The sequence below is a fragment of the Leifsonia sp. AK011 genome (assembly GCF_013410945.1).
GTDB lineage: Bacteria > Actinomycetota > Actinomycetes > Actinomycetales > Microbacteriaceae > Rhodoglobus.
This window is the reverse complement of sequence record NZ_JACCCH010000001.1, coordinates 1,796,922-1,821,691: the sequence shown is the minus strand read 5'-3', so window position 1 is coordinate 1,821,691 and position 24,770 is coordinate 1,796,922. Positions and strand designations below refer to the sequence as shown.

Here is a 24,770-nt window from a genome sequence, read left to right as displayed (position 1 = left end):
AGACTAAGCCCGCCCGCCGACGGCTTCACCTCGGACGCGCCCTACTCGCCGCGAAGCACCTCAAGCGCCGCTTGAAGGTCGGGTGAGTACGGCGATTCGAACGACACGTACTCCCCCGACGACGGGTGAACGAAGCCCAGCCGGTGAGCATGAAGCCACTGCCTCGTGAGGCCGAGCTTCGCCGACAACGTCGGGTCGGCGCCGTACATGGTGTCTCCAACACACGGATGGCGCTGGGCCGCCATGTGGACTCGGATCTGGTGGGTTCGACCGGTCTCAAGCTCTATCTCGAGAAGTGTCGCGGCGAGGAACGCCTCCAGCGTCTCGTAGTGCGTCACGCTGGGTTTGCCATCGGTGACGACAGCGAACTTCCAGCTCGATCCGGGATGCCGCCCCAAGGGAGCATCAATGGTCCCGGCCGTGGGGTCCGGATGGCCCTGCACGATGGCGTGATAGATCTTGTCGACCTCGCGATCGTGGAATGCTCGCTTGAGCTCCGAGTAGGCGCGCTCACTCTTCGCGACCACCATCAAGCCACTCGTTCCGACGTCGAGTCGATGGACGATGCCCCTGCGTTCGGCCGCTCCGGACGTCGCAATCGTGAAGCCAGCCCCGGCGAGGGCACCCAGCACGGTCGGACCGTCCCACCCGATGCTCGGGTGCGCCGCGACACCAGCCGGCTTATCGATCACCACGATGTCATCGTCGTCGTAGACGATTCCCAGGTCAGCCACGATGACTGGCACGATCTCCGGGGCGGCCTTGGATTCCCATTCGACCTCGAGCCAGCCGCCAGCGACCAACCGATCAGACTTGCCCAGGACCCGACCATCGAGGGTCACGCCGTTCGCGGAGACGATCTCCGCAGCGAAGGTACGGGAGAAACCGAGGAGGCGCGCGAGGGCGGCGTCTGCTCGTTCACCGGCGAGCCCGTCGGGCACCGGCATGCTGCGTGACTCCACCGTCGTCATCTCTCTCGTCGTGAGTTCTGGCCGTGCAACAGAAACGGCGGCGAGGTCACCACGTGCCGAAGGGCTCGCAGTGGACCTCGCCGCCGCCTGAGTGCTAGTTGTTGACGAATCCGCCCGGGTAGTCCGTGGGCTGCGCAGCAGGCTGTGCAGGGTACTGGGCCGGAGCCTCGTACTGCGGTGCGTCGTACGTGGGTGCCTCGTACTGCGGAGCGGCGAACTGCTGTGCCGGCGCCGCGTACTGGGGTGCCGCGGGTGCGGGCTCTGCAGCTGGCGCAGCCGGTGCGGCAGCCGCTGCAGGAGCGGGTGCGGCCGCGAGCTCATTCGATGCGTCGAGGTCACGCAGCTGGCCCTCGATGTATCCGCGCAGCTTCTGGCGGTACTCGCGCTCGAAGGTACGAAGCTCCTCGATGCGGTTCTCCAGGGTGGTGCGCTCCTGCTCGAGCGTGCTGAGCTCCGCCCGCTGGCGGGCCTCAGCCTCGGCGACGACGCGTGCAGCTGCAGCGTGTCCCTCGGCGATGAGCGCGTCGCGCTTCTCCACACCCTCACGCACGTGCTCCTCGTGGAGGCGGCGCGCGAGCTGAAGAAGGTTGTTCGTGTTGCCCGGGTCCATTGCCGCGGCGTCGGCCTGCGGGAAGGCGGGGGCGGGTGCTGCGACCGGAGCAACCACCGGAGCGGCTGCAACGGGCTCCGGCTGTGCGAAGCCGCCACCCTGCTGAGCCTGTCGCTGCAGCTCATTGATGCGCGAGTCGCTGGCGATGAGACGCTGGCGAAGTTCTTCGTTCTCCTGGTTCAGGCGCCGAAGTTCCACGACGACCTCGTCGAGGAAGTCATCCACCTCATCCTGGTCGTAGCCCTCGCGGAACTTGGTGGGCTGGAACCGCTTGTTGACCACATCTTCTGGAGTCAGGGCCATCGTTGTCACCTCAGGAACTTTCTTTCAACGTCAACTTAACGTTTAGCTAAGTATCACTCTACCCGGACCCGGTCGGGGGGTGCCGTGAGTTATCCAGAGTAGCGCGGAGCGCGCTAATTCATGAACCCCAGCGTGACCGACATGAGGATGATCACGACGAGCATCACGATGCTCCACGCGAAATCCAGAGCCGCGCCACCCACACGAAGGGGCGGGATGACGCGTCGCACCAACTTGATCGGTGGATCCGTCACGGTATAGGTAAACTCCGCGAGCACGAGGGCGAACCCGCGCGGGCGCCACTGGCGAGCGAGCATCCTCGCAAGATCGAGGACGAACCGAGCCCACATCAGAATGAAGAAAATGACAAGAGCGACGTACACGATCGTCGCGACGATGGAGACCAGGGAAGACACTTCGACAGACTAGCTGGCCCGATGGGGGCAGACGTTCAGGGCGAGCCCAGCGGGCGCTCCGGGTCTTAGCTCTGAGCGAAGAAGGAGGCGTCGACGTCGGTCTCGACCTCGGAGTGGTCGCCACGCACCTCGACGTAGGACGGCGAGAGCAGGAACACCTTGTTCGTCACTCGCTCGATCTTGCCGTAGAGACCCTGCGACAGGCCGCTCGCGAAGTCGATCAGGCGGCGAGCGTCCTGCTCGCTCATCTGGGTGAGGTCGATGATGACCGGGATGCCTTCACGATAGTTCTCGGCGATGACCTGCGCGTCCTTGTAGGCGCGGGGGCGAACGGTGAGGATCTCGTTCATCTCGGGACCGGCATTTCGTGCTGAGGGGCGGCGGAGGGGCGTGACCTGGGCACGACCAGCGGACTGGCTGCTCGCCGGCGCCAGAGGCGCGGCGGGGGCCGCAGGGCCGTCCTGCTCGTACTCATAGTCCTCGTCAGCGAGGCCGAGGTAGACCATGGTCTTGCGCAGTGGATTTGCCATCGTGATCCTCCGAATGTCGAACTCTTCGTTTGAAGGTTAACCAAGGGTTGGTCGGTTCCCCGTGATTGCGGTGCCAATCCGAAGGTGTGTCGCGCCTTCTGCGATGGCTTCCTCGAAGTCGCCCGACATGCCCATCGAGAGCGCGGATGCCTCGGGGATGTCACGTCGCAGCGTCTCGGAGAGTGCTCGCACGGTCGCGAACGCCCGCCGCGGCTCCTCGCCGAGCGGCGCCACGGTCATCAGTCCCTTGAGGTGAAGGCCGGGTGTGGACTGGATCCGCGCTGCAAGACCCTGGACATCGTGCGGTTGCGCCCCACCCCGATCGGGATCGTCGGTGAGGTTAACCTGAAGGAAGACGTCGACAGGGCGGCCGGCGCCACCGAGGGAGGCTACGAGCGACTCCCTGTCCACCGCATGGATGACGTCCGCATACTCGCGCACGTGCCGGGCCTTCTTCGACTGCAGCTGACCGATGAAGTGCCACGTCGCGCCCACCGATGCGAAGTCAGTGCCAGCGAGTTCCGCCACTTTGGCCTGGGCTTCCTGGTGGCGGCTTTCGCCGAAGTTCGTGACGCCCAGCTCCGCGAGCTCGCGGATCAGGCTGACCGGATGGAACTTGGTGACGACAATCGTCGTGATGTCGCCGGGCGAGCGCCCTGCAGAGCGCGCAGCATCAGCAACGCGACCTGCGACACCAGCCAATCTCTCGGCGAGGTCCGGAGACGCACCGGTATCCACGGGCGCTACTTGAGGAAGTCGGGGATGTCCAGGTCGGCGTCGTCGTCGTCGAAGCCACCCCGATCGATCGGGGCGGTGTGGACGAGACTCGGCTCCTGGCTCCAGGCAGCCTCCTCGACCGGCTCTCCAGCGGCTTCTGCCGAGACGGGCTGGTCGTCGGGCGCGACGTAGTTCGCCCGGCGGTTCTCACGGGGCTTGGGTGCGGGCTCGCCCCCGTCGAAACCGGCAGCGATGACCGTGACACGCACCTCATCGCCGAGGGTGTCATCGATGACGGCACCGAAGATGATGTTGGCTTCGGGGTGCACAGCCTCCTGCACGAGCTTCGCCGCGTCGTTGATCTCGAAGATCCCGAGATTCGAACCACCCTGAATCGAGAGCAGGACACCGTGTGCCCCATCGATCGAGGCCTCGAGCAGGGGCGAGGCGACAGCAATCTCCGCAGCCTTGATGGCCCGGTCCGCTCCCCTGGCCGATCCGATGCCCATGAGGGCGGAACCCGCGCCGAGCATGACGGACTTCACGTCGGCGAAGTCGAGGTTGATGAGGCCGGGAGTGGTGATGAGGTCGGTTATCCCCTGGACGCCGGCGAGGAGAACCTGGTCGGCGGTCGAGAAAGCCTCGAGCATGCTGATCCCACGATCGCTGATCTCGAGGAGCCGGTCATTGGGAACGACGATGAGCGTGTCGACCTCGTTCTTGAGGTTGGAGACGCCGAGCTCAGCCTGGGCCGAGCGACGCTTGCCCTCGAAGCCGAAGGGCTTGGTAACCACACCGATGGTCAGCGCGCCGATCGACTTGGCGATACGGGCAACAACGGGAGCACCACCGGTGCCCGTTCCTCCGCCCTCACCAGCGGTGACGAAGACCATGTCGGCTCCGGCGAGAGCCTCCTCGATCTCCTCGGCGTGATCCTCGGCTGCACGCCGACCGACCTCGGGGTCCGCACCGGCACCGAGTCCGCGCGTCAGTTCACGACCGACATCGAGCTTGACGTCTGCGTCGCTCATGAGGAGCGCCTGGGCATCCGTGTTGATCGCGATGAACTCGACACCGCGCAGGCCGAGTTCGATCATGCGGTTCACGGCGTTCACGCCGCCACCGCCGATGCCGACGACCTTGATTACCGCGAGGTAGTTCTGGTTTGACGTCACGTCGGGCCTCCGCTGCCACTTGCCTTCTCACCGTGCCTTCTGCACCGTGAATACTGGGGAAAACCTTCAACCTCTACTTGAAGATCAAAGTTTTACTCAGTATGCTGATCTGGTTCGAGGCTAAGTCGGCGTGCCCGGAGCGGGCCGCACGCCATGCCGCGTGTCGCAAATGCGCGCCTACGCTGGGCGGAAAATTCCGTTCGTGGGGGCAGAGACATCGAACTCCCCCGGTTGCGCCGGATCGGTCACGGCGATGAGCGCCGACAGCAACGCGGCCTTCTTCGCCGAGTCATCCGCCGCACCCCAGGTGACACGCTGCCCCACACCCGCGAGCACGAGAGTGACATCGTCCTGAGTGTGCGCCGTCACCGACTGCACCTGCGCGAGCAGCTCGGGCGGCAGCGAGAGCAGCACCTCGACGGCAGCACCGAACGCCGGTGAGTCGGTGGCGGCACCAGCCAGATCGATGAAGGGCACCCCGGCGATGGGCTCGGCGGACTCCTGCAGGACGATGCCTGCCGGGTCGACCAACGAGAATCCCGTCGGTGTTGCCACGGATGCCACGGGCTGCCGTTCAACAATCGTGACGACCAGCGTGCCCGGCGGTACCGTCTGCGTCGCATAGCTGCGGATCAGAGGGAACGCGGCCAGCTGGGTCTCGATGGTTCCCGCATCGAGGAGTGCGAGCGGCGTTCCCATCTGGCTTCCGAGCGCGTCCTGCACCTCCTGGGCGTTAATGCGGGAGGTGCCCTCGATACGCACCTCCCGCAAGGCGAGAATGGGCGAGTACACGGCCGTCAGGACGATCCCGATGAGGGTGAGGATCACGCCCGCCACGGCGATGAGTGCTACACGACGATTGCGCGTCCGGCGCGTGAACCGCCTGACCTCGGCGCGTTCGGCCTTGCGGCGCTCACGAGCGGCCCGCTTCAGTTCCGCCCGGGAACCCGCATCCGGGCGCGGCTGACGCGAGGGACGGGGGATGCGCTCCGTCGGGGCCGACGCCGGGACACGTGACTCCTTCGCGAGGGTGCTGCTCTGCTGCCTCGTGGCAGGCGTGCGAACGGGCTTCTTCTGCTTGCGCTGCTGAGGTGGTTCAGCCTTGGGTGGATCGAACCCTTCTGGCCGTTTCACGTCACGCGTCCGCTGGCGCCCCGAGCGCCTCCAGGACCTGCGGCACTATGCGATACACGTCGCCACACGAGAGGGTCATGATGATGTCCCCCGGCCGCGCCACCTCGGCCGCGCGGTCGGCGGCTGCCTGCCAGTCGGGCAGGAAATCAACGCGGCTTGCATCGCTGAAGCGGTCTGCCACGAGAGCACCCGTCACGCCGGGCACCGGATCCTCGCGTGCACCGTAGACATCGAGCACAATCGTGTGATCTGCGAGCTCCTCGTAGGTCTGCGCAAACTCGCCAGCCATCGCTTGCGTTCGGCTGTAGAGGTGCGGCTGGTGAATCGCGATGATCCTGCCCTCCCCCACCACGCTGCGCGCACCCGAGAGTGCCGCGGCGACCTCGGTCGGGTGGTGGGCGTAGTCGTCGTAGACGCTGACACCCCGCACGATCCCATGGAGTTCGAACCTGCGCTCCGTACCGCCGAAGGCGGTGATCGCCGCAAGGGACGCCTCAGGGTCGAGGCCGAGGCCGACGAGCACCGCGAACGCCCCGGCCGCGTTGATGGCATTGTGGCGACCGGGAACCCTCAGAGTCGCAGCGTATGACCGCCCCTCGTAGGTGATCACGAAATCCACGGGCCCCTCGGAACCGATGTCGCCCACCCTCACGTCCGCGTTTTCGCTCTCCCCGAAGGTCACCACGCGCGGGTGGTCCAGACGCGCACGCACCCGGCGCGCACCAGCGTCGTCAGCGGAGATGACGACGAGTTCGGATGCCCTGCTCGCGAACTCCACGAACGCCGCATCGAACGCGTCGTGGTCGCCGTAGTGGTCGAGGTGATCGGCGTCGACATTGGTGATGAGGGCGACCGCCGTGTCGTAGAGGAGGAACGAGCCATCCGACTCATCCGCCTCCACCACGAACAGCTCTCCCGAACCGAATCCTGAACTCACGCCGAGGGACTGGATGACGCCTCCATTGACGAAGCTCGGATCCTGCCCCAGCCCGATCAGGGCGGTCACGATCATGCCCGTGGATGTCGTCTTGCCGTGTGCTCCGGCGACCGCGACGAGTCGCGAGCGGTTGATGAGCCAGGCGAGAGCCTGGGACCGGTGCAGCACGGGAATTCCCCGAGCGACGGCCGCGAGGTATTCGGGATTGTCAGGCCAGAGCGCTCCGGTGTAGACGAGGGTGTCGGCATCCGCGAGCCCCGGGTTGTCCGCCGAGTGCCCGATCGAGACGACCGCGCCGAGGTCGCGGAGCTGCTCCGTGTTGTGGTTCTCCGACCGATCCGAACCGGTCACGCGGTGCCCCGCGGCAAGGAAGAGTCGTGCAATGCCGCTCATGCCGGAGCCGCCGACGCCCACGAAATGGACGGCGCCGACATCGTCGGGAAGAGGGAGGGAAAGGTCAGGCTTGATCATCTCGGTCGATGCTACCCGTCGGCTCGCGTGGACCCGGAGACGAGCGCCTCGTGGATGAGCGTCACCATGCGATCCGTTCCATCGATCGCCCCCACCGTGGCGATGCGCGCGGCCATATCCGCGATACGCGCACGGCTGCGGAGCAGCGGGATGAGCCCGTACTCCACCCACTCCGGAGTGAAATCCGCATCGCGCACGACGATCGCACCACCGGCATCCACCGACTCGCGGGCGTTGAGGCGCTGCTCGCCGTTCCCCGCAGCGTAGGGAACGAACACCGCGGGGATGCCGAGTGCCGTGAGCTCGGCGACCGTCGAGGTTCCGGCGCGGGAGAGTGAGAGGTCTGCCGCCGCCAGGGCGAGGTCCATCCGGTCGCAGTACTTGAGGAGGTGGTACCCCGGGATACCCGGATCGTCGATCGCGTCGCGGTACTCCCCCGTGACGTGGATGACCTGCCATCCGGCGCCGAGGATGAGCGTTATCGACTGCGAGATGGTCTCGTTGATCCGGCGAGCTCCGGAGGATCCACCCGTCACGAGGAGCGTCGGGCGTTCGTCGAGGCCGAAGAACTCGCGTGCCGCGGGGCGAGCCGAGAATCGGTCGAGCCTCTCGATCTCCTTGCGCAGCGGCATCCCGACCCACGTCGCGCCTCTCAGCGGCGTGCCACGGAAAGCGACGCCCACCGCGTCGGCAACCCTGGCGCCGAGCCGGTTGGCGATGCCAGGACGGGCGTTCGCCTCGTGAAGGGCCAAGGGCACGCCCTCTGCCCTGGCCGCGAGATAGGCGGGCGCGGCAGCGTAGCCGCCGAACCCCACTACGACGTCAACGTCGCGCGTCCGGATGATCTCCCGAACGTCAGCCACCGCCGCACGAAGGCCAGCGGGAAATCGCAGCGCAGCACGGTTGGGGCGCCGGGGAAACGGCAGCCGCGCGATCGTGAGGAGCTCGTAGCCGCGCTCCGGCACGAGTCGCGCCTCGAGGCCCTCCCGCGTGCCGAGCACGAGGATCGTGGATTCCGGCTCGGACTCGCGAAGCCGATCGGCAACCGCGAGCAGAGGGTTCACATGGCCAGCGGTACCTCCGCCAGCCAGGAGATACGTAGTCATGCCCTGCGCAGCCCCTCGCCGGGAATGAACCGGCCACCGAAGGCCGGCTCCACGAGATCGGGCTCCTTGTCGCGGTCCTGATGGCGGGCGAAGGACAGGACGATACCCACGCCCAGCAGGTTAGCGACGAGCGCGGATCCTCCAGCGGAGATCAGCGGGAGCGGCACCCCGAGAACCGGGAGCACGCCGAGCACGACGGCGATATTGACGAAGGCCTGACCGATGACCCACACCATGACACCCGCGGTCGTGATGCGGGCGAAGGGATCGCGAGTGCCGCGGATGACGCGGACGAAGGCGATCGCGAGCACAACGAAGAGGGCGAGCACGACGGTAGCACCGATAAGCCCGAGTTCCTCGCCGATGATCGCGAAGATGAAGTCACTCTCGGCGTGCGGAAGCCAGTTCCACGTTGCCTTCGAGTGTCCTAGGCCGACGCCGGTCAGCCCGCCGTTGGCCAGCGCCCACGTGCCGTGGAGGACCTGCCAGCAGCTTCCGGAATAGTCCTGGTCGGAGCATCCGTTCAGCCAAGTACTAATGCGGGAACTGCGCGACGAGCTCGCCATCGCGAACAGGGCCCCCATGACGGCGATTCCGACGACCGCGACCGCCAGGAAACGAAGCTTCACGCCAGCGAAAAAGAGCGTGCCGAGCACGATGAGAACCATGATCATCGCCGTGCCGAGGTCGTTTCCGATGAGGACGAACATGATCGCGATGCCGGCAACGGGAGCGATGGGGAGCGCGACGTGCTTCCAGTTGTCGAGCAAGTCTTGTTTCGTGGAAAGCACCCAGGCGATCCAGACGATCAGGGCGATCTTCACGAACTCTGAAGGCTGGGCGTTGAAGCCAGCGATCGAGATCCAGTTCTGGTTTCCGCCGTAGCCCCAGCCGATTCCGGGGATGAAGACGAGCAGCTGGAGCGCGCCACCGATGAGCAGGGCCGGCCAGGCCCACCGCTTCCAGAAGCGTGGGCGCATCCTGGACGCCACGAGCATGAGGGGAATACCGATGATCGCGTAGAGCGACTGGCGCAGGAACACGCCGAAGGGGCTCGCGTCCGCCGAGATCTCGACGACGAACGACGCTGACAGGACCATGACGAGTCCGAACAGCACGAGGAACAGGGTGGTGCCGAGAAGAAGGATGTAGTTGCGGTTCTCGGCCGTGAACAGCTTCGCGATCGGCACTCGCACGGTGGCCGGACGACCGCCCTCGGAACGCGGTGGCTGCCCGGAGACTCCGCCGCGGTCAGCCGGCTGCCTGACGCCCTTCGCCGGGTTGCGGGTCGTGGTCATCTCCCGCACCTCCCAGGTGATCTTTCACGGCCGACGCGAATCGCGTGCCCCGGTCTGCATAGTCGGTGAACTGGTCCATTGATGCTGCAGCCGGCGCAAGAAGAACGACATCTCCGTCTCGCGCGGCGGCAGCGGCCAATCGAACCGCTTCCGGCATTACCTGCCTAGTGTCATCCGCGGTCACCTCGAACAGCGGCACGTCTGGCGCGTGTCGCGCGAATGCGGCGAGCACCTCCCCGCGGTCGGCTCCGATGACGATGGCCGACCGCAGCCGGGCCGCATGCGTCGAGACGAGCTCGGACACATCGACACCCTTGAGGAGACCGCCCACGATCCAGACAACGGAAGGGAATGAGGTGAGGGATGCATTCGCCGCATGCGGATTGGTGGCCTTCGAGTCGTCCACCCAGACGATCCCCTCCGCCATGGCGATCGTCTCCGTGCGGTGATGATCGATCTCGAAGGTCGCGAGCCCCGAGTGGACGTCGGCTGGGCTGAGTCCGGCAGCACGAACGAGGCCGGCCGCCGCCAGCACGTTCGACGCCATGTGCCGGGATGCCAGACCCACGGCGCGTAGCTCGTCGATCGTCGCGAGTTCGAATGCCGAGCGATGCCGGTCATCGTGGAAGGCCCTGTCGACGAGGATGCCGTCGACGACGCCCAGGTCGCTCGGTCCGGGCGACCCGAGACCGAAACCGACTGCTCGGCAGCCGTCCTCGACCTCAGCCTCCTCCACGAGGTGCATGGTCCGCTCGTCGGCGAGGTTGTAGATGCACGCGACCTTCGTGTTGAAGTACACCGTGCCCTTGGCCTCGGCATACGCCGCGGGGGAACCGTGCCAGTCGAGATGGTCGTCGGCGATGTTGAGACAGACGGAGGCCAGCGGATGCACCGCCCCGGGGCCGGATCGTGGCATCCAGTGCAGCTGGAAGCTCGAGAGCTCGACGACGAGCACGTCGAAGCCTGCCGGATACCGGATGGCGTCCAGGACCGGAATACCGATGTTGCCGACGGCGGCCGCTCGTGTGCCCGCACTCGTGAGAAGGTGCGTGGCGAGTCCTGTCGTCGTCGTCTTGCCGTTGGTCCCCGTCACGAGCAGCCATTCGGCAGGAGGAGAGACCTTGTCCCTCAGTCGCCATGCAAGCTCGATGTCGCCCCAGATCGCCAGAGACCTCCCACGAGCCCACAGGAGAATCGCGTGGTCGGGACGGTAGCCGGGCGAGACGATGACGAGCTCGGGGTCGAAGTCCACCAGTGCAGTGGGTACCACGGTCGCATCCGGCTCGACGATGAGACGGCCGCCGATCACGTCGAGCAGCTCCGCGCGCTCGCCATCACCGGATGCCGCGATCACAACAACATCACTGCCGAGTTCGATGAGGGTGTCAGCGACGGAGAAGCCGGTGACGCCGAGCCCGAGCACCGCCACGCGAAGCCCGGCCCATTCGGCGGTCCAACTGGTCAGGGAGTCCAGGTCACGCACTTACTGGTTGACCCATTCGAGGTAGAAGAGGCCAACGCCCACGGCGACGAACAACGCGGAGATGATCCAGAACCGCACGACAACGGTGATCTCCGCCCATCCCTTGAGTTCGAAGTGGTGGTGCAGCGGGCTCATGAGGAAGATCCTCTTGCCGCCCGTGATCTTGAAGTACGCCCGCTGGAGGATCACCGACCCGGTCACGACCAGGAAGAGTCCGCCGATCAGGACGAGCAGCAGTTCCGTGCGGCTGAGGATCGCGAGCCCGGCGAGTGCGCCGCCGATTCCAAGGGAGCCCGTGTCGCCCATGAAGATCTGGGCAGGCGAGGTGTTCCACCAGAGGAATCCGATCAACGCGCCCACGATTGCCGCAGCGATCACGGCGAGATCGAGCGGGTCTCGCACTTCGTAGCACTTGTACAGGACGTCGGGATCGATCGTCGCGTTGCTGCACGACTGGTTGAACTGCCAGAAGCCGATGAAAATGTACGAGGAGATCGCGAAGATGGCCGCGCCCGAGGCGAGACCGTCCAGGCCGTCTGCGACGTTGACGCCGTTCGACGCGCTCACAATGATGAGCGTCACCCAGATGGCGAAGAGGATGCCACCGACAACCGTGCCGAACACCGCGAGGTCGAGCCAATGGATGTCACGAATCACCGAGATCATCGTCGACGCCGGGGTGACACCGTCCGCGTCGGGGAAGTTGAGCGCCAGGGCGGCAAAGCCACCGGCGACGATCACCTGGCCGAGGACTTTCGACCACCCACCGAGTCCGAGACTGCGCTGCTTACGGGTCTTGAGGAAATCATCGATGAAGCCGATGAGTCCGAGACCGACCATGAGGTAGATGACAAGGAGCCCCGAGATACCGGGTGCTTCACCGAGCACCCAATGCCCGACGAAGTACCCGAGGGTCGCACCGATGATGAAGACGATGCCGCCCATCGTGGGCGTCCCACGCTTCGTGTGGTGCGATTGCGGACCGTCATCGCGGATGAACTGTCCCCATTTGAGGCGGATGAAGAGCTTGACGAAGAGGGGCGTGAGCAGAAGGGTGAACGCCATGGCGAAGGCGCCAGCGACGAGGAGGGAGATCATTCGGTCACCCCCGCGACTCGATCACCGAGGAAGCGGAGACCCGCGGAACCCGAGGACTTCACGAGCACGACGTCGCCCCGCTGCAGTTCCTCACGGAGCACATCGTAAGCCTCGTCCGCATCCGCGACGAGAACCGACTCTCCGTCCCACGAACCTTCGAGACCAGCAGCATTGTGGATGTGGCGCGCGGCGTGGCCCACCACCACGAGCTTTCGGATGTTCAGCCTCACGACGAGACGGCCGATGCGGTCGTGCTCCTCGTCCGCGTACTCCCCCAGCTCGGCCATCTCGCCCAGCACGGCGACCGAGCGCTGGTCGGGGGCGGTGACCTGCGCAAGGGTCTTGAGGGCAGCAGCCATCGAATCGGGGCTCGCATTGTAGGCATCGTTGATAATGACGACGCCGTCCTCACGCGACTGCACTTCCATCCGCCAGCGGGCGGCGCGAGGCAGGTCGGCCACGGCTGCCGCGGAGCGCTCGACGGGGATTCCGAGAGCCCTCGTCGCGGTAATAGCGGCGAGGGCGTTCATGACATGGTGTTCGCCGAGGATGCGGAGCTCGACACGAATATTCGCGCCATCCGCTTCAAGGGTGAATGCCGTGCCGGACGCACTCGCGGTGACATCGCTGCCACGCACCTCGGCATCGGCGCCGAGTCCGAACCAGGAGACGGACGCTCGAGTCAGCGAGGCCATCTTCGCCACTCGCGCGTCGTCGATGTTCAGGATGGCGACAGCCGTCTCGGGAAGGTCTGTCACCATCTCGGACTTCGCTCGCTCCACGGCATCCGGCCCCCCGAACTCACCGACGTGGGCGAGTCCGACCTTGAGCACGATTCCCACGTCGGGCATGACGATGCCGATGAGGGAGGCGATCTCGCCGATGGCGCTCGCGCCCATCTCCACGACCAGGTAGCGAGTGTCCTCGTCGATGCCGAGCATCGAGATGGGAGCGCCCACATGGTTGTTGAAGGAGCCGAAGGGCGCGACGGTGGCACCCTCGCGTTCGAGGATCGCGCGCAACATGTTCTTCGTCGTCGTCTTGCCATTCGACCCGGTCACCGCGACCACGCGCAGCTTCCCGAGCGCCCGAACCCTGGCAACCACCTCTCGCGCCAGGGAGGCGAGGGCCACGACGCCATCGTCCACCACGACCTGGCTGATCGGCAGGTCGGTCTGGCGCTCGACGATCGCGAGCACGGCGCCGTTGTCGACAGCGCTGTCGAGGAAGAGGTGCCCATCGGTCACCTCACCCGGCAACGCGAAGAACAGCGCGCCGCTGGAGACCTTGCGTGAATCCGTGTGCACGTCGCCCGAGACAGACGTCTCGACGGTATCGGCACCGCCGAGAACCAGGGCGCCCCCGGTGATATCGGCGACCTCTCGCAGCGTCAGGGCGATCACGACCAGCCAGCCTCTCGGAGCGCGAGACGCGCCTCGTCGCGAGCACTGAACGGCAGCTTCTCGCCGCGCACATCGATGTGGTCCTCGTGGCCAGGTCCTGCCCACAGGATCGCGTCGCCCTCGCGGGCAAGGGATACCGCCAGCCTGATGGCCTCGCGCTGCGAAACCACCTCGTGAATCTCTGCAGGATGCTCTGCAGCGGCCGCGCCGGCGAGAAGTGCCGTGCGGATCGAGGCCGGATCCTCGAATCGAGGGTTGTAGTCGGTCACGATGAGAATGTCTGAGTCCTCCGATGCGATGCGGCCCATCTCGCCACGCTTACCCGAATCCCGGTCGCCGTCCGCACCGAAGACCATGATGAGGCGGCCCTCGGTCACTCGTCGAACCGCGGCGAGGGTGACGCTGAACGCATCCGGGCTGTGGCCGTAGTCGACGAAGAGGGCCGGACCACGCTCACCGGAGACCCTCTCGACGCGTCCGGGAATTCTCGTGGTGATCTCCCCATCGCGATCGAGAACGTGCCCGATCGCCTCGAGGTCGAACTCCGCCTCGACCAGCATCACGATGGCGAGGGCCGCATTGGCCGCCATGTGGTGTCCGATGACGCCAACAGAGGTCGTGAGGGAACGCCCGCCGGGGCCAGTGAGACGGAAGACCGTGGCATCCACCCGCTCCTCAAGGACCTCGACGAACCAGTCGGCCTCGAGACCGCTCAAGGACGTGATGGTCGTGACCGGAATGTGGCACTCGTCAACGACTCGCTGGCCCCACTCCGTGTCGAGGGAGACGACAGCACGGCGCGCGCGATCCGGGGAGAAGAGCGGCAGCTTCGCGGCGAAGTACTCCTCCATCGTCGCGTAGTCGTCGAGATGGTCGCGGCTGAGATTGAGGAACCCGACGACGTCGAACACGAGACCGTCCACCCGGCGATGGGTGAGTGCCTGGGCGCTCACCTCAAGGGTGACTGCACGAACTTCACTCTCGCGCATTCGCGCCAGCAGCCCGTGGATCTCCGTCGCTTCAGGGGTGGTGAGCTCGCTCGTGATGGCGACCGAACCGATGGCACGCTCGGCCGTCGTGGAGAGACCCGCGACGAGTCCGAGCTGGCTCAGGATGCCGTGAAGGAGGTAGGAGACACTCGTCTTGCCGTTGGTGCCGGTGACGGCAAGCATGAGCGGCGGAGCCTCCGTCGTGCGGTAGACCCAGGCCGAGATATCCCCCAGCGCTTCGCGGGGCGACTCGACGATGATGGTCGGCAGTCCGGAGTCGGCAGCCCGGGAGGCGCCTTCCCGGTCTGTCAAAAGGGCAACCGCGCCGTTCTCCCGCGCCACGGCGGCGAGGTCCGCCCCGTGACGGTGGGCACCACGGAGTCCTACGAAGATGTCGCCAGGGACGACGCGACGGGTGTCCAGGGAGATTCCGGTGATCTCGACGCCATCGAGGTCACCCGTGGTCTCCAGGCCGAACTCATCCACGAGCGTGGAGAGGGGCCGTGCGATCAGGTGCTCGGGACGGAGGATCGAACTGTCACCGTCCTGCACTCGATCCTCCTGTGTTCTTGTCGCGCCTCACCAGGTCAGTGGGAGCGACGGCGACGGCTGTCCCGATGGTGCCACGCGGAACGTGGTCAGTGTCTGGGCCATAACGTCGTGGAAAGTTCCCGCGATGTTCGTCGAGCTATACATGCTACTGGGGATGCCAGCGCTCACGGCAACCACGTACTGCGGAGCCTCGGCGGGCGCGAGCCCCGCGTAGGAGATCACGGCCTTGTCCCCGTACACACCGTTCTCCGCCACCTCCGCTGTTCCACTCTTGGCGGCGATCCTGTACCCCGGAATCTGCAGGGTGCCCGCGTTCGGACCCACCGAGACGAGGCTCTCCATCATGTCGAGCGTCTGCCGTGCAGCGCTCTCGGAGACCACGCGACGCGACTCGCCTTCCGGCAGGTCGGTGACCGTCCCATCCGCGTGCTCACAACCCTCGACGAGCGCAACGGGAAGCCGGACTCCCCCATTACCGATGGCCTGATAGGCGCTGGCGAGCTGCACAGCGGTGAGGGTGAGACCCTGTCCGAACTGCACGGTGTAATTGGTCCGCTCGTCCCACTCGGAAGTCGGATGCACGACACCTTCGGATTCAGACAGGAAGCCGACCTCGGTCGCCTGGTTGAGGCCGAAGGCGAGCATGTAGTTGCGTCGAGTCTCGGCATCGACGCTCTGCGACAGCAGCGAGAACGCGGTGTTCGAGGAGTCGACGAGAGCACCCGTGAGGGTGTACCTCGTGTCATCGTGGGCCCATGCATCCTTGATGAAGCCACCGTCGGAGAGGTAGATGCGTCCGGGTGCGACCACCTGCGTGTACGGGTCGGCCGCGCCCTGGTCGATCAGTGTTGCGGCCGTCAAGGTCTTCATCGTGGATCCGGGCTCGTACGCCCAGCTGAAGGCGCGCGAACCGAGCGCGTCGCGGCGGGCGTCGCCCGGGTTGTTCGGGTCCACGGTCGGATAGTCGACCACGGACATGAGGTGCCCGTCGCTGACGCGCATGACGACAGCGGTCACCCACTCCGCCCCGAGCTCGTTGTAGGTCTGCGCCATGCGCTGCTGCACGAAGAACTGCAGGTCACGGTCGATCGTGAGCCGGAGCGTTCCGCCGTCCTTAGGTTCCTTGGTGGTGACGAGGCTGTCGGGAAGACGTGTTCCGTCCTCGCCCTTCTCATACGTGGCGCTGCCGTTGGTGGCGGCGAGGCAGTCATCCTCGCTCAATTCGAGACCGGCCTGGGGGCCATCCGTGCCAATGAAACCGGTGAGGTTGCCGGCCAGCTCCCCATTCGGATAGGTGCGACTCTGCCTCAGCTCGAAATAGACCCAGGGAATGTCGAGATCGCGCACCGCGCGGAACACGTCGAGGGTGACACCCTGCTTGAGGTAGACGAAGTCGGACTCCGGGTCCGCGGACAGCGTCGCAAGGAGCGCGGCCGGATCCTGGCCGGTGAGCTCGGCGATCGACGCGAGTGCCGTTGAGGCCCTCGCGGTGGCGTCGTGCCCAGCAAGTGCACTCTTCGGGGATGCCGTGATGTCGTAGCGTTCGACGGTGCTCGCGAGCACCGCTCCGTTCGTGTCGACGATCGAGCCCCTGGTGCCGTACGTGACGAGTTCCTGGGCGCGCTTGGTGAGCGCTGCGGCATTGAGTTCCTGAGCCTGGACGATCTGGATGTCCACAAGCCGCACCACGAAAACGGAGACGACCGCGAAGATCGCCAGCACGGCGACGGTGATCCGCAGTCGACTGCGTCGAGTTCTCACGAGTGTCAGTCCTGTCAGTACGTCACGGGCGCGGGGATCGCGTCCACCGGGGCTTGCGGCGTCTCGGGCGTCACAGGTGACGTCGTTCCCGCCTCAGCACCCAGTGTCGCTGCAGGGGCCTCCGGTGAGACGAGCGGCATGCCGGTGAGCAGCGAGTTCGTCACGAGGTTGCAGGCGCCGCCGCATCCCTTGTCCACCGAGCCGGGGGCGGCAGCGACCCCGCCCGTACTCAGGTCGAGGAACAGCGGGCTGCTGCCGGGCACCATGCCGAGGTGTGCGGCGTTCGCTGAGAGATTCTGGGTGGAACCGAGCAAGTTCAACTTCTCGGCGAGGGCGTCCTTCTGGCGCACCAGTTCCTTCTGTTCGGCCTGAAGCGCCGAGATCTGGTAGGTGCTGTCGGTGACCGCGATGCTCAGGAGCAGCTGCGCCGCAAAAATCGCTGCGAGGCTGACGACCGTGATCACCGCATAGGTGGCCCGGGGGCGCGACCGGCGGTCGGGGCGATCGACCGGACGCGGTGCGGGCGTCGGTACTGGGGTCGGTGCTGGCGCGATACCGGGAACATCCGGACGCGAGATCGGGCGTGCGTACGCGACAGAGCTGCTCACTGTGCACTCCTGACTCGTTCGGCTGCGCGCAACCGAACCGATGCTGAACGTGAGTTGATGACCTTCTCCTCGTCGGATGCCACTTCGGCTCCGCGGGTGAGGAGGCGAAACTCCGCCCGGTGCTCCGGCAGCTCGACCGGAAGGCCTGCCGGGGCCGTCGACCGGGTGCGGGATTGCAGGGCGCGCTTGACGATGCGGTCCTCGAGCGACTGGTACGACATGACGACGACGCGCCCGCCCAGGGCAAGCGAGTCGAGCGCCGCCGGAATCGCGCGCTCGAGGACGGAAAGCTCCTGGTTCACCTCGATGCGAAGCGCCTGGAAGACACGCTTCGCGGGATGTCCTGCCCGCTGAGCCGCGGCGGGAGTTGCCTCAATGATGAGGTCGACGAGCTCCGCCGAGGTTGACAACGGCTTCTGTTCCCTGCGCTGGACGATGCGGCTCGCATAGCGCGGAGCGAGTTTCTCGTCGCCGTACTCGTAGAAGATCCTGCGCAGCTCGGACTCGCTGTAGGTGAGGAGCACGTCGGCGGCGGTAGTGCCGGCCGTGGCATCCATGCGCATGTCGAGCGGGGCATCCTTCGAGTAGGCGAAGCCTCGCTCGCTGCGATCGAGCTGCAGTGACGAGACACCCAGGTCGAACAGGATGCCGTTGACCTCGTCGATCCCGAGGGAGTCGATCACTTCGGGGATCTGGTCGTAGACCGAGTGCACGAGGTCGATGCGGTCCTCAAACGGAGCGAGCCGCTCGCCCGCTAGCGCCAGAGCCTCGGTGTCCCGATCGATGCCCACCAGGTGCAGGTCGGGGAAACGCTCGAGCAGGGCCTCGGAGTGCCCCGCAATTCCGAGGGTGGCGTCGATCACCACGGCGCCCGGCTCCGCGAGGGAGGGCGCGAGCAACTCGACGCACCGCTCGAGGAGTACTGGGGTGTGGATCGTGTTCTCTGCCATGGGAGGTGGGCCTCGTTCCCTGAAACTGATCCCCATCCGGTACGACCTGGCGTCGGGGAAGTACGTCAGGGCTTGCCGGCTGGGAGTCAGCGACAGGGACTCAGAACAGGCCGGGGATCACCTCCTCAGTGGTGTTGACGAAGTCGGATTCTGCGGCGGCGTAGTACTCGTTCCACGCCTCGGTGTCCCAGATCTCCGCGCGGTTGCCCGCGCCGATGACCGTGAGCTCACGGTTGAGGCCCGCGTACTCGCGGAGCGAGGCAGGCAGCGTCATCCGGTGCTGCTTGTCCGGGGTCTCCTGGTTCGCGCCGGAGAGGAAGAGACGGAGGAAGTCACGGGCCTGCTTGCTCGTGACCGGCGCCTGCCGGATCTTCTCGTGGAGCGATTCGAACTCGCGCTGGCTGAAGACGTAGAGGCAACGCTCCTGACCGCGAGTGACGACGACTCCGGACGCGAGTTCGTCCCGGAACTTGGCCGGAAGGATGATGCGCCCCTTGTCGTCGAGCTTCGGGGAATAGGTGCCAAGAAACATGCAGGCACTCCCCTCTTTCTCCGGCCCGGATTCAGGTTGGCTCCACTTTACTCCACAACACTCCACAAATCTACGGATTTGGTGGCATTCTCCCTGGATAGACGCAAACAGCCCAGTAAAACAGCGGCCACCGACAGTGGAGGAAGGTGGAGGGAAAATCCACGATCTGGGGCTCGTGAGGGCACAAAAAAAGCCAGCCGGAGGGCTGGCTTTTAGTGGAGAACCTGAACTGGCGTTTAGCCGTTACCGTCCTGGCGACGGTCCCAACGATCGTTCAGAGAGTCCATGAAGCTCGGTCCGCGCTGGCGACTGGACGAACGCGGTGCCGAGGGCGCTTCCGCACCGGCCGCGCGACGGGGAGGGGCGACGGCGAGAAGGACTCCGACGAACATGATCGCGAAGCCGAGGATTCCCACCAGAGGCTGCTGGATGATGACACCGGTCACCAGGGTTGCGACACCGAGCACGGCAACGAGAACGCCGACGGCAACGAAGCGGTAGTTGGTGCGACCGCGACCGGGACGAGCCGTCGCCACGAAGTCGGCGTCGTTCTGATAAAGGCTCCGCTCCATCTCTTCAAGAAGGCGCTGCTCTTGCTCAGAGAGTGGCATCGTGAGTCCCTTCTGTCTCGGGATGGACCGCTAAGGCCTCCATAGTACGCCCGCCCGCGTGGCTAGGCTAGACGAATGGCTGAGAGTACCCGGTTGGTTGACCTGATTCAGCTGAGAATTGACGAGTTCCTCTCCGCGCGCCGAGCGGAGCTCGCTGGCATCTCGGACGAGCTCAACCCCGTGATGGATCTGGCCGCCAACTACCTTTCCGGGGGCAAGCGATTCCGCGGTCTGTTCTGCTACTGGGGATGGCAGGCGGTGGCGGGATCAGCCAGCCCGGATCCCTTCGCGGTGGAGGATGCCTCGGCCGAACTCCCCGGGATCGTGCTTGCGGCTTCCGCCCTCGAGGTCTTCCACGCGGCCGCGCTGGTCCACGACGACATCATGGACAACTCCGACACCCGCCGCGGCTCCCCCGCGGCACATAAGCAGTTCGAGACGATCCACCGTGATAGCCGATGGACCGGCTCCGCCGACGCCTTCGGCCGCTCAGCTGCGTTGCTCCTCGGCGATCTCCTGCTCGGATGGAGCGACGACCTCTTCGACGCCGCCGGGGGGCTTGTGCCGCGAGAGGCCGAACTCGCCGGCCGAGCGGAGTTCGCCAGGATGCGGACAGAGGTGTCGGCCGGTCAGTACCTCGACATCCTCGAGGAGAACGCGTGGGTATCCCACCCCGACTCCACCGCGCTGGCACGCGCTCATCGAGTCATCGTCTACAAATCGGCGAAGTACACGATCGAAGCCCCGCTCGCCATCGGCGCGTCCCTGGGCGGCGGATCGACCGCCCAGGTGGAGAGCCTTCGGGCGTTCGGCCTGCCGCTCGGCGTGGCCTACCAATTGCGAGACGACCTGCTGGGAGTGTTCGGCGACCCTGCAGTGACGGGCAAGCCAGCTGGCGACGACCTCCGGGAGGGAAAGCGAACGGTTCTGATCGCACTCGCCCGCCAGCGCCTCTCCGCCAGTACGCGCGAACTGCTCGATGAGCTGCTCGGCGATCCGCAACTCGACGACGAGCAGGTCGCCATGATCAGATCAGCGCTCCGCGAGTGCGGTGCCGTCGACGAGGTGGAGCGCATCATCGCCCACAACGTGGACCTCGCGACCCGCGCCCTGGCGGACGCGCCCCTGTCAGCTGGCGCGCGCAGCAGTCTTCACGACCTGGCGATCACCGTCACTCGCCGCGCGTCGTAGACAGGGCGGCAGCTCCTAGAAACCGAGGGCCTGAGCGATTCTCCGCACTTCGGCCTTGCGTCCCGCGAGAAGTGCGGCGATGGGGCTCACACCGAGGCTCTCCTCGGGTGACAGCAGCCAGTGCATGGCCTCTTCATCGCTGAAGCCCGCGTCCGCGAGCACCACAAGGGTGCCTTTGAGCTCATGCATGGGCTCGCCATTGACGATGAAGAGGTCCGGAACCTTCCACACGCCGTCGATACGGCTAGCGAGCAGGGAACGGTCCTCGATCAGCCGTCGCACCTGGCTGACCTTCAGGCCGAGCATTTCTGTGAGGTCGGGGATGGTCAACCATGTGACCTCGGGGGTTTCTGACACGCATCAAGAGTGCCACGCCCTCGCGTCGTCATGGCGACAGCCGCAGCATCCTCAAATGTTTCGATCATGTAAATTCAAATCACATCCGTCTCACTAATTGACAGTGATTAACATTTGTGACACGTTGGTGACGATGCCAGCGGACTGGCGAAACTCCTCGGCCGGGAGAAGGGTAGGACATGACGGAAACTGCGGGTCACGACGCCCAACTGGTAGCACGGCGCGTGTTCGACGGACTTGCCGGCGAGCCTGCCACTCCCCTCGTCTCGCCCTCCCGCGCGCGCCTGGCCCAGACCGCGCGCCAGACGATGCCCATCCTCCTCGCAGGGTCGATGGCCGCCATGACGCTCAACCTGACCGGTCCGCTTCTGCCCGCCGATGCTCCCGACACCGCCCGCGACAACGCCCTAGCCCGCAAGGACCTCGGCGCACGAGGTTCCTTCGGCCAGGCAGAACGTGAGACGGTCACGGAGGCCGTCGCAGACGCAGCTCCGGCGCCGGATGCCGCGGCATCCGCCCCCGCGTCGGTGTCGACTCCGCCCACCTACGCCGTGGAACCCGGCGACACCATCAGCGATATCGCGGGCCGTTTCGGCCTCGCGACCGCGTCAGTTCTCGCGCTGAACGGCCTGAGCTGGTCGTCGCTGATCTTCCCCGGGCAGGTCCTCAAGCTTACGAACGGCGCACCATTGCCGGAGCCGGTGGCCGCCGAGGTGGCACCCCAGCACGACAGGTACACGATCGCCGCAGGAGACACCATCAGCGCGATCGCGGACCGATTCGGCATAACCGCGGCCGCGATCCTCACAGCCAACGGACTGAGCTGGTCCAGCATCATCTATCCCGGGCAGACACTCGCGATTCCCGTCGCCTACTCGGCGGATGGATCGGAAGCGGTCGTCGACGAGGCACCGCTCCCCTCAGCCCCCGTCACGGATGCGCCGGTCACCGAGGTTTCGGTGGACCCCGTCGCTCCGGACCCGACAGCCGTCGGAGGCCGGTACACCGTCGTAGCCGGCGACACGATCTCCGGTATCGCCGCGCGGCAGGGTGTCGACGTTCAGTCGCTCCTCGCCGCAAACGGTCTCTCACTCGACAGTCTCATCTTCACGGGCGACGAACTGATCATTCCCGGGATCTCCACCGCGTCGGTGAGCGAGACGACGACGTCATCCACCGACGAATCGCGCACCTACGCCGCCGTCATCGTGCAGGTCGGGCGTGAACTGGGGGTATCTGACTACGGCATCGTGATCGCTCTCGCGACGGCGATGCAGGAATCGACACTGCGCAATCTGGACTGGGGCGACCGCGACTCGGTTGGCCTCTTCCAGCAGCGACCGAGTTCCGGCTGGGGAACGCCCCAGCAACTCATGACTCCGTCCTATGCCGCGCGACTGTTCTACGGCGGCCCGAGCAACCCGAACGCCGGATTCACCCGTGGTCTGCTCGACATCGACGGGTGGGAGTCCATGCCGTTGACGGTTGCCGCCCAAGCGGTCCAGATCTCCGGCCACCCCGATGCGTACGCCAAGTGGGAATCGGCGGCTTGGTCGCTTCTTGCGGAACTCTCCTAAGTGACGTGTCTAGCGGCCGACTCGCAGGGGGCCAACTTTAGACTTGGCCGGTGAGCGTCAACAGCACCGACCCGATGATCGGTCGTCTTCTCGACGGCAGGTATCAGGTCCGCTCACGAATCGCCCGCGGCGGGATGGCGACGGTGTACGTCGCGACAGACCTGCGACTCGAGCGTCGCGTGGCCATCAAGATCATGCACGGGCACTTGGCCGACGACAGCCAGTTCAAGGAGCGCTTCATCCAGGAGGCCCGCTCTGCCGCGCGTCTCGCGCACCCCAACGTGGTCAATGTCTTCGACCAGGGCCAGGACAGCGACATGGCCTACCTCGTCATGGAGTACCTCCCGGGCATCACCCTGCGCGAGTTGCTGCAGGAGCACCGGATCCTCACGACTGAGCAGACCCTCGACATCATGGAGGCGGTGCTCGCGGGACTGGCCGCTGCGCACAAGGCCGGCATCGTCCACCGGGACCTGAAGCCCGAGAACGTGCTCCTTGCCGACGACGGTCGAATCAAGATCGGCGACTTCGGCCTCGCCCGTGCCGCCAGCGCCAACACCGCCACCGGCGCCGCTCTGATGGGCACGATCGCCTACCTCTCCCCCGAACTCGTGACGCGCGGCATCGCCGACACACGCAGTGACCTCTATGCGGTGGGCATCATGATGTACGAGATGCTCGTGGGCGAGCAGCCGTTCCGAGGCGAACAGCCGATGCAGATCGCCTACCAGCACGCGAACGGCACCGTTCCGGCCCCCAGCATCCGTAATGCGAGCGTGCCGGTGGAACTCGACGAGCTCGTGCTGTGGGCGACCCAGCGCGATCCCGAGAACCGGCCCAGGGATGCCAGGGCCATGCTCGATCGCCTGTTCGAGACCCACAGCGCGATGATGACGGCGCAGCCCTCGAGCGGCGCACCCACGCAGCGCACGATGGTGCTCCCCGGTGCGACGCCCGCGGTCCACACGACGGCGGAGACCACCGTCCTGGGGTCACGCCGCCCGCAGACAGAACCCGTTCCCGACGCTGCTGTGGCCCTCGCCGAGAAGGCCGCGTCGAAGCGCAAGCGGGGATGGTGGATCTTCGGCGCCATTGTGGCGCTGGCAGCCATCGCGGGCACCGTGGGGTGGTACTTCGGATTCGGGCCGGGTTCGCGCGTCGTCATCCCCGACTCCCTGGCCGGAATGTCGGTCGAGGAGGCAACGGATGCCCTCACCGCACTGGGCCTCACGGTCAATCCGGAGAACGGCTCGATCCCGTCGGTCGACATCCCTAAGGATGCGGTGGCCGAAACGGATCCGGCGCTTGGCTCCTCCGTGCCGCCTGGTGCGGAGATCCAGTTGCTGATCTCGTCGGGTCCGAGGCTCATCGATGTTCCCCCATTCGCCGGCATGACGGAGGACGACGCCAAGGCGGCAATCGCCGCAGCCCCCTTCACGCTCGCCGACCCGATCATCCGGCAGTTCGACGACACGGTCATCGCGGGCACGATCATCGATGCCTGGGATGCCAGCGGCGCCAGCCTCACGGGAGTCGCACAGTACCCCGAGCGTCAACCCGTCACGCTCATCGTCTCCGCTGGGCCGCTACCCGACGTCACGGGACAGAACACGGACCAGGTGCGGGCCACACTCGAGGGTGTTGGCCTCACGCTGGGCACCATCAGCGAGGACGAGTTCTCGGACACGGTGCCGCAGGGCGCGGCTCTCAGAATCCGATCCTCTGACGGCGAGTCACCGGTGCGCGTCGGCGACACCGTCGACATCATCGCCTCGAAGGGCGTGGAGCAGATTGTCATCCCCGACGTCGTCGGGCAGTCCTGGGCCGATGCGAAGCCGCAGCTCGAGGAGGCCGGCTTCGACCTCAACTACAACGGCGTCGCCGATCTCCTGCCGGGCACCTTCATCGTCAGTCAGCTGACGCCCGGCGGCGGCACGAGCGCCCCCAAGGGAAGCACCGTTAAGGTCAACTTCAGTAGCTGACCCAGGGC

General features: G+C 66.0%; 23 protein-coding genes. 3 read left to right on the top strand and 20 right to left on the bottom strand.

Annotated elements, in window-relative coordinates; all coding sequences use genetic code 11:
• Positions 1-41 precede the first annotated feature (41 nt).
• The 19 genes from HDC94_RS08880 to HDC94_RS08790 form a co-directional block, all read right to left on the bottom strand.
• A complete protein-coding gene (locus tag HDC94_RS08880; protein WP_179498969.1) occupies positions 42-962 on the bottom strand; it encodes an RluA family pseudouridine synthase in 921 nt (306 codons plus the stop codon).
• Between the two features lie 103 nt (positions 963-1,065).
• Positions 1,066-1,884 (bottom strand): DivIVA domain-containing protein, encoded by an 819-nt coding sequence (locus tag HDC94_RS08875; protein WP_179496770.1) that lies wholly within the window; start codon positions 1,882-1,884, stop codon positions 1,066-1,068.
• 113 nt (positions 1,885-1,997) lie between these two features.
• Positions 1,998-2,300, bottom strand: a complete 303-nt coding sequence (locus tag HDC94_RS08870) for a YggT family protein (RefSeq protein ID WP_308495679.1) — start codon at positions 2,298-2,300, stop codon at positions 1,998-2,000.
• Between the two features lie 65 nt (positions 2,301-2,365).
• Positions 2,366-2,830 (bottom strand): cell division protein SepF, encoded by a 465-nt coding sequence (locus HDC94_RS08865; protein WP_179496768.1) that lies wholly within the window; start codon positions 2,828-2,830, stop codon positions 2,366-2,368.
• A gap of 36 nt (positions 2,831-2,866) precedes the next feature.
• Positions 2,867-3,568, bottom strand: a complete 702-nt coding sequence (locus tag HDC94_RS08860; RefSeq protein WP_179496766.1) for a YggS family pyridoxal phosphate-dependent enzyme — start codon at positions 3,566-3,568, stop codon at positions 2,867-2,869.
• Positions 3,569-3,573: 5 nt separating this feature from the next.
• On the bottom strand, positions 3,574-4,722 hold the full coding sequence (gene ftsZ / locus HDC94_RS08855; RefSeq protein ID WP_179496764.1) for a cell division protein FtsZ: 1,149 nt from the start codon (positions 4,720-4,722) through the stop codon (positions 3,574-3,576).
• A 177-nt stretch (positions 4,723-4,899) separates the two neighbouring features.
• Entirely contained in the window at positions 4,900-5,856 is a 957-nt protein-coding gene (locus HDC94_RS14895; RefSeq protein ID WP_308495678.1) for an FtsQ-type POTRA domain-containing protein, read from the bottom strand.
• A 1-nt stretch (position 5,857) separates the two neighbouring features.
• Positions 5,858-7,264, bottom strand: a complete 1,407-nt coding sequence (murC, locus tag HDC94_RS08845) for a UDP-N-acetylmuramate--L-alanine ligase (protein WP_179496762.1) — start codon at positions 7,262-7,264, stop codon at positions 5,858-5,860.
• Between the two features lie 11 nt (positions 7,265-7,275).
• Positions 7,276-8,370 carry an undecaprenyldiphospho-muramoylpentapeptide beta-N-acetylglucosaminyltransferase gene (gene murG, locus HDC94_RS08840; RefSeq protein WP_179496760.1) on the bottom strand — a complete coding sequence of 365 codons (1,095 nt, stop codon included), beginning with the start codon at positions 8,368-8,370 and terminating at the stop codon, positions 7,276-7,278.
• Entirely contained in the window at positions 8,367-9,668 is a 1,302-nt protein-coding gene (ftsW, locus tag HDC94_RS08835; protein ID WP_179496758.1) for a putative lipid II flippase FtsW, read from the bottom strand. The genes murG and ftsW overlap by 4 nt, the downstream gene beginning before the upstream one ends.
• Complete coding sequence (murD, locus tag HDC94_RS08830) at positions 9,622-11,151, bottom strand: UDP-N-acetylmuramoyl-L-alanine--D-glutamate ligase (protein WP_179496757.1); 1,530 nt, start codon at positions 11,149-11,151, stop codon at positions 9,622-9,624. The genes ftsW and murD overlap by 47 nt, the downstream gene beginning before the upstream one ends.
• Positions 11,152-12,249 carry a phospho-N-acetylmuramoyl-pentapeptide-transferase gene (mraY, locus tag HDC94_RS08825; protein ID WP_179496756.1) on the bottom strand — a complete coding sequence of 366 codons (1,098 nt, stop codon included), beginning with the start codon at positions 12,247-12,249 and terminating at the stop codon, positions 11,152-11,154.
• Positions 12,246-13,652 carry a UDP-N-acetylmuramoyl-tripeptide--D-alanyl-D-alanine ligase gene (gene murF / locus HDC94_RS08820; RefSeq protein ID WP_179496755.1) on the bottom strand — a complete coding sequence of 469 codons (1,407 nt, stop codon included), beginning with the start codon at positions 13,650-13,652 and terminating at the stop codon, positions 12,246-12,248. The genes mraY and murF overlap by 4 nt, the downstream gene beginning before the upstream one ends.
• Positions 13,649-15,193, bottom strand: coding sequence for a Mur ligase family protein (locus HDC94_RS08815; protein WP_179496754.1), 1,545 nt, complete (start codon positions 15,191-15,193; stop codon positions 13,649-13,651). Before HDC94_RS08815 ends, murF begins: the two co-directional genes overlap by 4 nt.
• 27 nt (positions 15,194-15,220) lie before the next feature.
• Positions 15,221-16,954, bottom strand: a complete 1,734-nt coding sequence (locus tag HDC94_RS08810; protein ID WP_179496753.1) for a penicillin-binding protein 2 — start codon at positions 16,952-16,954, stop codon at positions 15,221-15,223.
• A 14-nt stretch (positions 16,955-16,968) separates the two neighbouring features.
• Complete coding sequence (locus HDC94_RS08805) at positions 16,969-17,562, bottom strand: hypothetical protein (protein ID WP_179496752.1); 594 nt, start codon at positions 17,560-17,562, stop codon at positions 16,969-16,971.
• On the bottom strand, positions 17,559-18,512 hold the full coding sequence (gene rsmH, locus HDC94_RS08800; RefSeq protein WP_179496750.1) for a 16S rRNA (cytosine(1402)-N(4))-methyltransferase RsmH: 954 nt from the start codon (positions 18,510-18,512) through the stop codon (positions 17,559-17,561). The genes HDC94_RS08805 and rsmH overlap by 4 nt, the downstream gene beginning before the upstream one ends.
• Positions 18,513-18,612: 100 nt before the next feature.
• Positions 18,613-19,044, bottom strand: a complete 432-nt coding sequence (gene mraZ / locus HDC94_RS08795) for a division/cell wall cluster transcriptional repressor MraZ (RefSeq protein ID WP_179496748.1) — start codon at positions 19,042-19,044, stop codon at positions 18,613-18,615.
• 236 nt (positions 19,045-19,280) lie between these two features.
• A complete protein-coding gene (locus tag HDC94_RS08790; protein WP_179496746.1) occupies positions 19,281-19,655 on the bottom strand; it encodes a DUF3040 domain-containing protein in 375 nt (124 codons plus the stop codon).
• A gap of 75 nt (positions 19,656-19,730) precedes the next feature.
• Here HDC94_RS08790 and HDC94_RS08785 point away from each other — a divergent pair, with 75 nt between their 5' ends.
• Positions 19,731-20,846, top strand: coding sequence for a polyprenyl synthetase family protein (locus tag HDC94_RS08785; protein ID WP_179496744.1), 1,116 nt, complete (start codon positions 19,731-19,733; stop codon positions 20,844-20,846).
• Positions 20,847-20,861: 15 nt separating this feature from the next.
• Here HDC94_RS08785 and HDC94_RS08780 read toward each other — a convergent pair whose 3' ends face one another.
• Positions 20,862-21,203 carry an Rv2175c family DNA-binding protein gene (locus HDC94_RS08780; protein WP_308495677.1) on the bottom strand — a complete coding sequence of 114 codons (342 nt, stop codon included), beginning with the start codon at positions 21,201-21,203 and terminating at the stop codon, positions 20,862-20,864.
• Positions 21,204-21,382: 179 nt separating this feature from the next.
• Between HDC94_RS08780 and HDC94_RS08775 the strand changes: the two genes are divergently transcribed.
• On the top strand, positions 21,383-22,780 hold the full coding sequence (locus HDC94_RS08775; protein ID WP_179496742.1) for a LysM peptidoglycan-binding domain-containing protein: 1,398 nt from the start codon (positions 21,383-21,385) through the stop codon (positions 22,778-22,780).
• Positions 22,781-22,830: 50 nt separating this feature from the next.
• The gene (gene pknB, locus HDC94_RS08770) at positions 22,831-24,762 is read left to right on the top strand and encodes a Stk1 family PASTA domain-containing Ser/Thr kinase (RefSeq protein WP_179496740.1); all 1,932 of its coding nucleotides are present in this window, start codon (positions 22,831-22,833) and stop codon (positions 24,760-24,762) included.
• The last annotated feature ends 8 nt before the right edge of the window (positions 24,763-24,770 follow it).

Coding starts and splice junctions, on each gene's coding strand:
- HDC94_RS08875 (WP_179496770.1), bottom strand. CDS start 1,884: ATGGCCCTGACTCCAGAAGATGTGGTCAACAAGCGGTTCCAGCCCACC.
- HDC94_RS08865 (WP_179496768.1), bottom strand. CDS start 2,830: ATGGCAAATCCACTGCGCAAGACCATGGTCTACCTCGGCCTCGCTGAC.
- murC (WP_179496762.1), bottom strand. CDS start 7,264: ATGATCAAGCCTGACCTTTCCCTCCCTCTTCCCGACGATGTCGGCGCC.
- murG (WP_179496760.1), bottom strand. CDS start 8,370: ATGACTACGTATCTCCTGGCTGGCGGAGGTACCGCTGGCCATGTGAAC.
- ftsW (WP_179496758.1), bottom strand. CDS start 9,668: ATGACCACGACCCGCAACCCGGCGAAGGGCGTCAGGCAGCCGGCTGAC.
- mraY (WP_179496756.1), bottom strand. CDS start 12,249: ATGATCTCCCTCCTCGTCGCTGGCGCCTTCGCCATGGCGTTCACCCTT.
- rsmH (WP_179496750.1), bottom strand. CDS start 18,512: ATGGCAGAGAACACGATCCACACCCCAGTACTCCTCGAGCGGTGCGTC.
- mraZ (WP_179496748.1), bottom strand. CDS start 19,044: ATGTTTCTTGGCACCTATTCCCCGAAGCTCGACGACAAGGGGCGCATC.
- HDC94_RS08790 (WP_179496746.1), bottom strand. CDS start 19,655: ATGCCACTCTCTGAGCAAGAGCAGCGCCTTCTTGAAGAGATGGAGCGG.
- HDC94_RS08785 (WP_179496744.1), top strand. CDS start 19,731: ATGGCTGAGAGTACCCGGTTGGTTGACCTGATTCAGCTGAGAATTGAC.
- HDC94_RS08775 (WP_179496742.1), top strand. CDS start 21,383: ATGACGGAAACTGCGGGTCACGACGCCCAACTGGTAGCACGGCGCGTG.